The organism is Calothrix sp. CBUCES-K 9914 (assembly GCF_059640475.1).
In genome coordinates, this window is record NZ_JBXXZH010000028.1 from 48,527 (window position 1) to 59,978 (window position 11,452).

Here is an 11,452-nt window from a genome sequence, read left to right on the forward strand (position 1 = left end):
GCGGGGAAACCTGCCCTCAAAAATTTGTGTGATGCATTTATGATTATTTAAAAGCAGCAGATATAATCATAAGGATATTGACACAAACAAATGAGATACTCAAAAGATTACGTACACGACCATTAATCAGTATTGAAAACTTTTGGTATCCATTCTGATGATATATATGCGCTGCAACAGTTACAGCAACAGCCGTTAAAATATACATTAAAGTAGAAATGTGAATTGCATCAACTAATGTTAATCCACTTGTACGACCTAACATCGCCTCTGAAGATTGCATATTAATTACAACCGCAAACAAACAACCAACAAGTAAACTGATACGTGTACTAAATATATCAGAAGGTGCGGGGTTTAGAAAGAATGATATAAATGATAGGCCAAAGGCGATATAAGTAGTAGTGTTAAGCTTCAAGAAATCCATTAGACCATTTCTTACTATTTTAATAGTGACAATTATACGGGAATAAGTGCTACTACCTTTAGATTCTGGGTCTCCAAAGTTTGTAGGATATTTAAACTTATTCTCTTGAATCTTAAAATCAGTAATCCGAAATCCAGGCAAATTTATTTTATGATTGTAGCTAGAGTTAGCTGTATCTGGTACATATACTAACTTATTAATATCAGAAAGGTTATGCTCAAATTCCATTTCTAATTTTTGGCGGTCAAAAGGAAAGTTCTTAATGTTCCAATTATGACGTAAAACAGCATTTGTCTTGTGCTGCTCCCAGTAAACATTACCCTTTTTTTCAGTGGAATCTAAGGTATTATCACTGCTTTTTGCATTTACAATATCTACTTTTAAAGGTTCAGCATCTTTGGAAGGACAATTACTCCACAGCCAAAATACTGAACCAAATGACTTATCTGATAGGTTTAAGTCGTGCAGCGAAGTTATATATATACCTAAACTACATTTCTCTGGTGATGTTTTAGTTTCTGCCCTTGCGACTTCTGGCTGACCAAATATGATTACACTTACTAACAATATAAGTAGTGCGATATGTCGAAAATAAGATATGTTAACTAGCATATAGTCTGTTTTTGAACAAAAATGTGTGTGACAATGTGGGTAGGGTACTAATTTAACTTCAAGTTGCATCTTATCTCAATGTTAGCTGGCTTAATGAAATATCATAGTTAAGCAAGCTAATCAATAATCTGTATATTTAAAGATAATTAGCATGAAAACAAACTCGAATAAAATTATATTTTACTGTTTCAATAATTATGTAGAGTGTATTTACGTAATTTACACTTTTATTACAATAAATGCTTTTGGCATCAAGGTAAATACTGATAAAATGGTTAATAACTAAAAGGTTTATGCAATCTTAAATTTAGCCAAATTAATTACGAGTATTCTTGCAATTAATAGTGTAAATATTTATGTGCTTATTGTTATAAGTACAATTTAAGAATTAACAGGCGAGACAGTATTTACCTGCGCGATGCCGACGATGCTCAACTTTGGGTAGAATTATTATTTAGCAAGTCTTTTATTAACAAATAGGATTATCGCGGCTACATGTGTCTACTGGTAGATATTTACGTAATGTTTCGGATGTCATAGCTGTAAAGGTGGTGAAATACTTAACTTAATGGAAAATGTGTTACGTTAACGCTTTTTCTACTACGAGTAAGTTTGTAAAGAAAATAACAACAAAATCCAATGGCAAAGGTTAAACAGAAAGTCTATTTGGTTAGTGAGCAACAGCGCGACGCATTACTGAACTACCTCTTAAACCGTCCATACCGTGAAGTTGCAGGTGGAGTTCAGTTTTTGACTAACGCACCTACAACTGTTCTCAACTTGGAAGTTCCTGAAGAAGAATCTATCGGTATGCCAGAACAACAAGAATCTTCAGTAAGAGAAGAACAAGAATCTAAGCTAGAAATGGTGCCTTCTGCTCCAGAGCAGTACGCAGTTTTTAGTCCTGCTTAACATTACTGTTATTAGATTATTAATACTATTTACTTATTCCCGTTTTCTCCTAGAAGCCGGGAATTTATGGTGTCTATAAATCCGACGCACACAAAAGTTGTCAGAGTTCTCAAATCGTTTCTAATATCATGTCCGGGTACATAACCATAATAAAATCCTTGTAGAGACGCGATTAATCGCGTCTCTACATTGTTGGGCATTATAGGCAAGCAACCGGACATGATATAAAATCTTAGATGTACATATTATTACTTAAGTAGCCATTTTTTTGATACTTGTATCTTAAGTATATTACTGAAAACTCAGTAAATAAGTTGTTTCACTGATTACAGAATAATCTAAGTAGTGAAATACTAGATTTGTTTAAGACAATTCATGAGTCAAGCCTCACCCAACAATTTAGTGAATTAAAAAAGGATAGATAGATTATGTCAAAGGTTCAACAAAAGGTATACTTGGTAACAGAGCAGCAACGCGACGCATTGTTGAACTACCTCTTAAACCGTCCATACCGTGAAGTAGCTGGTGGGGTTCAGTTTCTGAGCAATGCCCCTACAACTATTCTCAATCTAGAAGTTCCTGAAGATGAGTCTGTAAGTATGGCAACAGAACAAGAGTCAAGACCACAAGCAGACCAAGCTCAATTAGAAGCATCTACTACTACTCTGAGTGAAGAATTTGCTGCTCTAAGTCGAGTTTAATGCAGAACTACTAAATAACAAACAAGACAGATTCCTGACGCGCTTCACTGCGTTGTCGGGAATCTGCATCCTTCAAATTGGTTGATTCTCGTCAATTTTAAATAATCAGGTTTTTTACCAATATTCATGCATTTAAGCCTCTAAGAACTATTGTTCTAAGAGGCAAATATTGCAAGAGAAGAAATTTAAGACTCATTCATAAAGCATTTAGCACGTAGATATCACGATAGTTTAAACACCAAGTTTTATTAAGAAATCGATTACAGCAATGGATACTAACAAAAATAACCCCATCTTTGAAGCTCAAAATCAGCCAATTCAACCATTACCTCTAGAAGCTGAATCATCACTATTAGGTATTCCAGCATCAAATCATTTGTATGAGGGTGTAAGTTCACCCTTGGCGCCAATACCTTTAGAGCCATCTCAACTTGGATTAGTGGAAGGATTTGGAATAAATCCTATTTACACGTTAGAAAAAAAATCACTGCTCAGTAGCTTTGATAGAGATATTTTATCGCTGAATCAGGATGGTGTGATTGTTGGTAATGTTACTGCTGGGGATTCATTGATAAATCCAGCAGCTAATTTATTTACATACAAGAGTGAAATTATCTTTATTGATGCAGGAGTTAAGGATTACCAACAAATCGTTGCTTCAATAAATCCATTTGCTGAAGTGGTTCTGCTTGATGGTAATCTTGATGGGATAGCCCAAATAAGTCAATTATTAAGCTCACGCCAAAATATTAGTAGCGTTCATATCGTTTCCCACGGTGAAGATGCAAAGTTACAGTTGGGAACGACTTCACTAACTAACAATAATTTAGGGCAGTACGCGCCGCAAATTCAAGCATGGAGTTCATCGCTGACTGATGCAGCAGATATTCTGATCTATGGATGTGATGTTGCTTCCCATGAAGACGGAAAAGAATTTGTTCGTCAATTTAGCCAACTTACAGGCGCCGATGTTGCTGCATCCGATGATTTAACTGGTTCATCGGTATTAGGTGGAGATTGGCAACTCGAATACTCAATAGGCTCGATTGAGTCAAGTGTAATCAAGAGTGATTATCGTCATGTACTGTCTACATCCATGACGGTTCAAAGCATTTATGATGCATGGCGTTCTCAAAGTCTTCCTAATTTCAATACAGTTAAATTAACGCTTGATGGCACTTCTGTACTAAACGGTGACTTTACAGTTGCTTATAACACCTCTGAATTACTCAAATTAACTGGCACCAATATAAGTTCCTTTGTAGGTACAGGACTTGGCACTGGTGATACTGCCGATGATAAAGGTTTAAATATTAACAATGGCAATTTAGAATTAAGTATAAATGCTGATAAAACTTATACTTATTCTTTGTCAGGACAAGGCGCCCTAACTAACGTTGCAGGATTAACTTTATCAATAGACAATGCCAAAGCTAGTGGTAGTGAGGCTGGTACGACTGTTGAACTCACAAATTATGAATTAGGAGTTGGTAGCGTCACTCGTCTATCTGGTGACAGTCTCGTTTACACTTCACAGAATAATCAGCTTTCATTTACGACCACGAATGCATCAGCTAACGTTGGTAACGGAGCAAATACCCAAGATACATCTGATGATGTTGGGCTAGCAATAACTAACGCTAACTTTAATATTTCCATCGACGGGCTTTCTTACAGTTATACTATCACGAATGGTAGTGCATCCTTAAATGGATTAGGTAATCTTTCGCTTTCTGTCGGTAATGTAACAGCAACAGGTAATACATCTAACATCGCACTACAACTAAGTAATTACTCGTTTGGTATAGATAGTCTTGCTCAATTAAGCGGCGCCACTCTTGATGTCACTGTTCAAAATAACAACGGTAGTCAGATTAGCTTAAACGCTACTAATGCGTCTGCTTTTGCTGGTTATGGCGCCGACTCTAACAGTCGCGTTGATGATATTGGATTAGAGATTAACAACGCTAATTTTGAATTACAGTTAAAAGCTGATAAAAGTTATACTTACAATTTAAATAGTGGCGCGGTTGCTGTTCGCGGTACTGACAGATTAAGCTTGTCTGCTGATACTGTAAATGCAACAGGTAATAATACAAGTAATAGTTTCAGTCTTAGCTTTACCAACGCTGAAGTTGGTTTAGCTAACGCTGTTAGTTTCAGCGGCGCTTCTCTAGAATTTAAGGTAGAGAAAGCAGGTGCAGACAGTACCATCTCGTTAGTAGGTGAAGATTTATCTGCGTTTGTTGGCGATAAAAAAGGCACTAGCACCACTAGTGACGATAGCGGTTTACTTATCAGCAATGCTGATTTGAATTTAAGTATAAATGCAGATAATACTTATACCTACAATCTAAATAATGCTGATATTTCCGTTCGTGGTATTGATGGGTTTACTGTTGAAGCTAATAATGTAAACGCAAGCGGGAACGAGTCGAGTAATTTTAGCCTTAAACTTGAAGATGCCTTCTTAGGTTTAGGTAGTCTTACTTACCTTAGTGGTGCCCTGATCGAACTTAATTTGAACGGAACTGGTGCCAATCAAACAGTTTTGTTTAGTGGTAAAAATCTATCAGCATTTGCTGGCTATGGAGCAGGAAATAACCAGCAAAATGATGATATTGGATTGGTAATTAGTAATGCTGATTTTGAGTTATTACTGAATAAAAATAATACTTATAACTACAACTTAAGTAGCGACTTAGTAGAAAGCCGTGGAATTACTGGATTAGAAGTTTCTGCTAGTTCAATACTAGCTCAAGGTAATCAGGATAATATTAATTTTAAGCTGAATAGCGGGAAGCTAGGTTTAGGCAATCTGATCAAACTCAGTGGTACTGACATTGAATTTGTAGTCGAAAAAGTTGGCGCAGATAAAAATATTACTTTCAAAGGACAAAACTTATCTGCCTTCGCTGGTTATGGGGCGGGTAGTAGTCAAGAAAGTGATGATATTGGCTTTATTATTAGCGATGCTGACTTAGAATTATTACTGAATGCGGATAGTAAATATACTTATAATCTAGAAACTGGCGCCATTGAAACGCGCGGTATTCCTGGATTTAGTTTAGATGTTGACTCTGCCAAGCTTATCGGTGAGAAAGATAAGCTTTCTATCAATACAAAAGCTTTTGAATTAGCTTTAGCTTCGGTTGCAGGGGTAAAGGGTGATGCACTTTCGCTCAAGATCGAAAATGGTACTATAGATATTAGTGCAGTTAATGCTTCTGCTTTGATTGGCTATGGTGCAAATACTGAAACTGCTGCCGATGATATTGGAATCTCGATTAAAAATGCAACGTTTAATGTTAATGTTCAAAATAATCAGAATTATAACTATACAATCAACCAAGCTAACGGTGCGTTAGTTGGTGTTGATGGAGTCAGTTTAGAAGTTAATCAAGTTGATGTCACAGGAAACAAAGATCAAACTACTGTAAAAACAGGTAGCTTTGAACTGGGATTAAAAGACGTAGGTTATATCAAAGGTGAAGGTCTAGCATATGACCCATCAGAAAACCTTACAGAACCTCTACGTATAGCTGCTAAAAATATTCAAGCATTTGTAGGAGTTGGTGGTGGTACTGCCCAAGAATCAGGTATTAAATTAACCGATGGCAAATTAGGACTAGTTGTATACAAAGACGGTGAGAAAAACTATGCTTTAATTGCTAGCGGTAAAGCCGGATTAGTTGGTGTCCAAGATTTAACGTTAGAAGGCGAGTTGGCTGTCCGTATTAACCGCACTGGTAAAGCTGTTAATGAAACAATTGGATTAGGCGATGGTAGCTCTGTTAATGTCAACTTTACAGAAGAACAAAAAAACCAACTGCGTGTTGAAGGTTTAGTTAATGCCAATGTTACAGGCAATCTTGCTTTTGGTGGTCAATTCTCGATGGAGTGGTTCAACGGTGAAACTCCAGGCGCCACAAATCAAAGTTCAAATATTGCAGCTAACACTTTCAACTTAGATAAGCATCAAACTACTATCAGCGAAGCTTTATACCAAGAACTGCGTTCCAAACTTGCTGCTGAAAAAGCGCGCTTAGAAGCTAAATCCACAGTTAAATCTATAAATGCTGTAATAGATAGCTTTGCCTTTAATGAAGACCGAGTTGATGTTCAGCGCGATTATCTAATTTTAGATAAACCTCATAGCTTTGTTACTGGGCAGAAAGTTCTCTACAGTGCAGGTAGTGGCAATCAAGTAATTGGTGGTTTAGTTGAAGGTCAAGAATATTTTGTTATTGCTGTTAACAATCAGACTATCCAACTTGCTACTTCCGAGGGTGGAAATGCAATTGATTTAACTAGTGCTGGTAGTGGTACCCACCAATTACGCTCTTTCATTGATTTCGCCGCCACCAACACTGTTAATGTTGACATCAAGCAAGACCTGATTTTATTTAATCAGCCCCACGGACTAACTGACGGTAGTCGAGTCGAATACGAAGCTGGGCAAAATCAAGCGATTGGAGGATTAGAAAACGGCAAACAGTATACAGTAGAAGTTATTAGTCCTACTGCTGTACGCTTGCGCTATCTCGAAGGTAACACGGTAGTTGATTTAACAACTGACAGTAATGGTGTACATACTTTAAATCAGGTTCTCAGTTTCAATACGCAAAACGAACCAAGCAGCGTTGATATTACCAAGGATACAATTACTTTTGCAGGCGCCTATTATTTACAAACAGGCGATAAAGTTCAGTACTACGACCCTGTTGATGGCGACCCTGTTGGCGGTACTTTTGATTCGTTAAACACTAGTACAGAAGTATATACATATTATGTTATTAAAGTTAGCAATACCACAATTGCGCTAGCAAAAACTCGTAATGACGCACTAAAAAATCGCGCTTTAAATCTGACTAGTGCTGGTACAGGAGAGCAAACGCTAACACTTGTTGAACGTTATATAAATGGTGTTGAAGACCGTCAACTTTTAGACTTCCACCAAAAATCAGATATTTCTTTTGTCAATAAAACTACTATTAAGCTTAATTACAGCCACGGTCTTATGACTGGACAGGCTGTAATGTTGCAGTTAGACCCAAATGCAGCTTACCCAAGCTCACCAATTACTGGACTAACAGCTGTTCCGTACTCAGCAGAACCTCAAGTTTATAGCGTCGCGCATCAAAATATTTACTACGTTAAGGTGACAGCGAAAGGAAACCTGCAATTTGCTAGAACTGTTGAGGATTTAGAAAATAATCGTTTTATTGCATTAGCAAATCCAGGCAATGGTACAGCTTTCCGGATAATGCCTACCTGGAGTTTTCCATCTGGTGGAGAACAAAGGGTAAATCTACAAAATGATGAAATATTGTTTGAATCTCCACATGGTTTAATTGATGGTGCCCAAGTTCGCTATGAGTTGAATGCAGGAGATACCGCAATTGGCGGTTTGACCAATGGTAATACTTATTACGTCAAACAAGTAAGCGCCACGGCTATTAAGTTGAGCGCAACTAATGGTGGTACTGTAATCGATATTACCAGCGATGGCAAAGGAAATCATCGCTTTGTTCAAACAGGCGCCGCGTTTGCACCACAAAACAATATCAAAGTAAATGTTGACACCGATGAGATAATCTTACCTACATCAACAAATTTACTCTTAGGTGAGGCTGTACAGTACTTTACTGGTAATTCGCAGGCTATTGGTGGTCTACAAGATGGTGCTACTTATTATGTAGTCAAAAAGAATGGTGATGCTATTCAATTGGCAGCAACACCTGGCGGAAAAGTAATCGATATAACAGCAGCAGGTGGCGCCGGGAATCATCGATTTGTACGTGAAAAATTTGAATTTGACGCTGATAATAATACTGCCCTCAAGCGTCAAACTCAAGCGGTTGCATTAGCACAGCGTCTAAGTAATGACCTTGGCATAAACGTAACGTTAACTACAGGCGATACAACCTCCATTAATAATCCAACTGCTACTGCTGACACTATTAATGCAGGTCGCAAGGTTGTATTACGTAATACAACTTTTAACTACGACGAACAGCAATCAGTAAGCGCTAAATTCCTAGCGGGTATTAGCAACGGTTATGCTTTTATGGGTACTGGTTATGGTACTCAACAGGAGACTGGTATCAAGATTAGCAATACAAATCTTGGTTTAGCGCTCTACAAAACTATTGACTATAGTTTAGAAAACGCACAACAAGCGAAGATGGGATATGCCCTAACAGGAGAAGGGGCAGCATCTATAGTTGGAGTTAATAGTTTAGAGTTAAGCGGAAACTTAGCTGTTCAACTTAACCGTACTGGTAAAGCTGTAGATGAAACAATTACTACTTCTGGTGGTGAAATTTCCTTAAAATATGTTAATCCCGATAATATTACACAAATTAATGGTACAGCTAATTTAAATGTTGCAGGTTTAGTTGGACTGTCGGGTGGCTTTACTTTCGAGCAAGTCAACGGTAAGACTGAAATTACTGGTAAAAATATCTCCACCTTTGCTGGTCGTGGTGGAGATACTCCAGATACAAGTGATGATATTGGTATAAAACTCAGTCAAGCTAATTTTGACCTGAAACTTAATTCTGATAAATCTTACAACTACGAGTTAAATAACGCCAATTTTGAAGTCGTTGGTATAAGTGGACTTGCTCTATCTACTAATGCAATTAGTGCCAAAGGCGATAATATTAGTAATAGTTTTAACTTGAGTCTAGGTAACGCCAAGCTAGATTTAGGCGGTCTTCTAAAACTTAGCGGTGAATCTATAGATTTTAAACTTCAAAAAGATGGCGCCGATAAAACTATTTCTTTCAGCGGCAAAAATATATCAACATTTGTTGGGTATGGTGCAGATACTCCAGATTTGAGCGATGATGTCGGATTAGAAATTAGCAACGCTAACGTTGATATACTAATAAACCCAGATAAAACCTATAGCTACACACTTAGCAATGGTAAGGTTTTAACTCGTGGTATTAATGGACTCACATTAAATACTGACAACGTTTTTGCAACAGGTACTCAAACCAGCACCGAAGTTAAGATTGGTGGGTTTGCTTTAGCTGTTGGTAGTAACGCACGCATTTCTGGTGACGCGCTTACCTTTACTAAAGACAGTAGTCAAATTAGCTTTGGTGGTAGTAATATTAATGCCTTAGTTGGTAATGGCGCCAATACTATTGATGTAAATGATGACCAAGGATTGTCTCTGTCTGGTGCAACACTTAGCGTTAATCTCAAAACTGACAAGACTTATAAATATGACCTCATAAATGCCTCGGCTGTACTTGTTGGTGTTACTGGACTAACTTTAAATACTGAGAAAGTTTCTGCAAAAGGTAGCCAAGACAGCACTGATGTCAATATTGGTAAATTTGCTTTGGGTGTTGTTAATAACGCCATAATTTCTGGTGATGCGCTTACCTTTACAAAGAACGCAAATCAAATTAGCTTTGGTGGTAGTAATATTAATGCCTTAGTTGGTAATGGCGCCAACACTATCGATATCAACGATGACCAAGGGTTATCTTTATCAGGTGCAGCACTCAGTGTTACTGTTAATGCTGACAAGACTTATAGTTATGACCTCACAGACGCGAATGCTGCAATTGTTGGTGTAACTGGACTAACTTTAAGTACCGAGAAAGTTTCTGCAAAAGGTAGCCAAAACAGCACCGATGTTAGTATTGGTAAATTTGCTTTGGGTGTTGGTAATAACGCCATAATTTCTGGTAATGCGCTTACCTTTACTAAAAACAGTAGCCAAATTAGCTTCAGTGGTAGCAGTATTAGTGCCTTAGTTGGTAACGGCGCCAGTACCACTGATACAAGCGATGACCAAGGATTGTCTTTATCGGGTGCAGCACTTGATGTTAACCTCAATACTGACAAAACTTACACCTATAATCTCAGCAATGGAAACGCCGCACTTGTTGGTGTAACAGGACTGACCCTTGACGCGAAAGCAGTTAATGCAAGCGGTGACAATACCAATACCAATGTCAATATTGGTGAGTTTGCCTTCGCTGCTGGCAACAACGCACGAATTTCTGGTAACACGCTTACCTTTACCAAGAACGCGAACTCTCTTAGCTTTAGTGGCAGCAATATTAATGCGTTAGTTGGAAATGGTGCCAACACAACCGACATAAGCGACGACCAAGGATTATCCCTCTCAGGTGCCGGACTTAGTGTTATTCTTAACAGCGATAAAACTTATAGCTACAATCTCACAAATGCGAATGCCGCACTCGTTGGTGTAACAGGACTTACTCTTGATGCGAAAGGAGTCAGTGCAACTGGTGATAATGCCAGCACCAACGTTAATATAAATTCCTTTGAATTTGCTGCTGGTAACAACGCAAGAATCTCTGGCGCCGCATTAACCTTTACCAAGAACGCAAATCAAATTAGCTTCAGTGGCAATAATATTAGCGCCTTAGTTGGAAATGGTGCGAATACAACCGACACAAATGACGACCAAGGTTTATCTCTCTCAGGTGCAGGATTAAGTGTTATTCTTAACAGCGATAAAACTTATGATTACAACTTAACTAATGCCAACGCCGCACTTGTTGGTGTAAATGGTTTAGTCCTTGATGCTAAGGGTGTTAACGCAAGTGGTAATAATACCAGCACCAACGTTACTATTAATTCGTTTGAATTTGCGGCTGGTAACAATGCAAGAATTTTTGGTGCCGCATTAACCTTCACTAAAAACGCAAACCAAATTAGCTTTAGCGGCAACAATATTAGTGCCTTAGTTGGAAATGGTGCGAATACAACCGACACAAATGACGACCAAGGTTTATCTCTCTCA

4 protein-coding genes are annotated in these 11,452 nt (G+C 37.9%); 3 read left to right on the top strand and 1 reads right to left on the bottom strand.

The annotated features are described in order from the left end of the window. Positions 1 to 43: 43 nt before the first annotated feature. Positions 44 to 1,039, bottom strand: coding sequence for a hypothetical protein (locus AC2JBO_RS09150; protein ID WP_496953327.1), 996 nt, complete (start codon positions 1,037 to 1,039; stop codon positions 44 to 46). Between the two features lie 639 nt (positions 1,040 to 1,678). Here AC2JBO_RS09150 and AC2JBO_RS09155 point away from each other — a divergent pair. The 3 genes from AC2JBO_RS09155 to AC2JBO_RS09165 all read left to right on the top strand — a co-directional run. Then, positions 1,679 to 1,951, top strand: a complete 273-nt coding sequence (locus AC2JBO_RS09155) for a hypothetical protein (RefSeq protein ID WP_496953328.1) — start codon at positions 1,679 to 1,681, stop codon at positions 1,949 to 1,951. A 428-nt stretch (positions 1,952 to 2,379) separates the two neighbouring features. Next, positions 2,380 to 2,652 (top strand): hypothetical protein, encoded by a 273-nt coding sequence (locus tag AC2JBO_RS09160; RefSeq protein ID WP_496953329.1) that lies wholly within the window; start codon positions 2,380 to 2,382, stop codon positions 2,650 to 2,652. Between the two features lie 268 nt (positions 2,653 to 2,920). Beyond that, a partial coding sequence (locus tag AC2JBO_RS09165; RefSeq protein ID WP_496953330.1) for a DUF4347 domain-containing protein occupies positions 2,921 to 11,452 on the top strand: 8,532 nt, incomplete at its 3' end.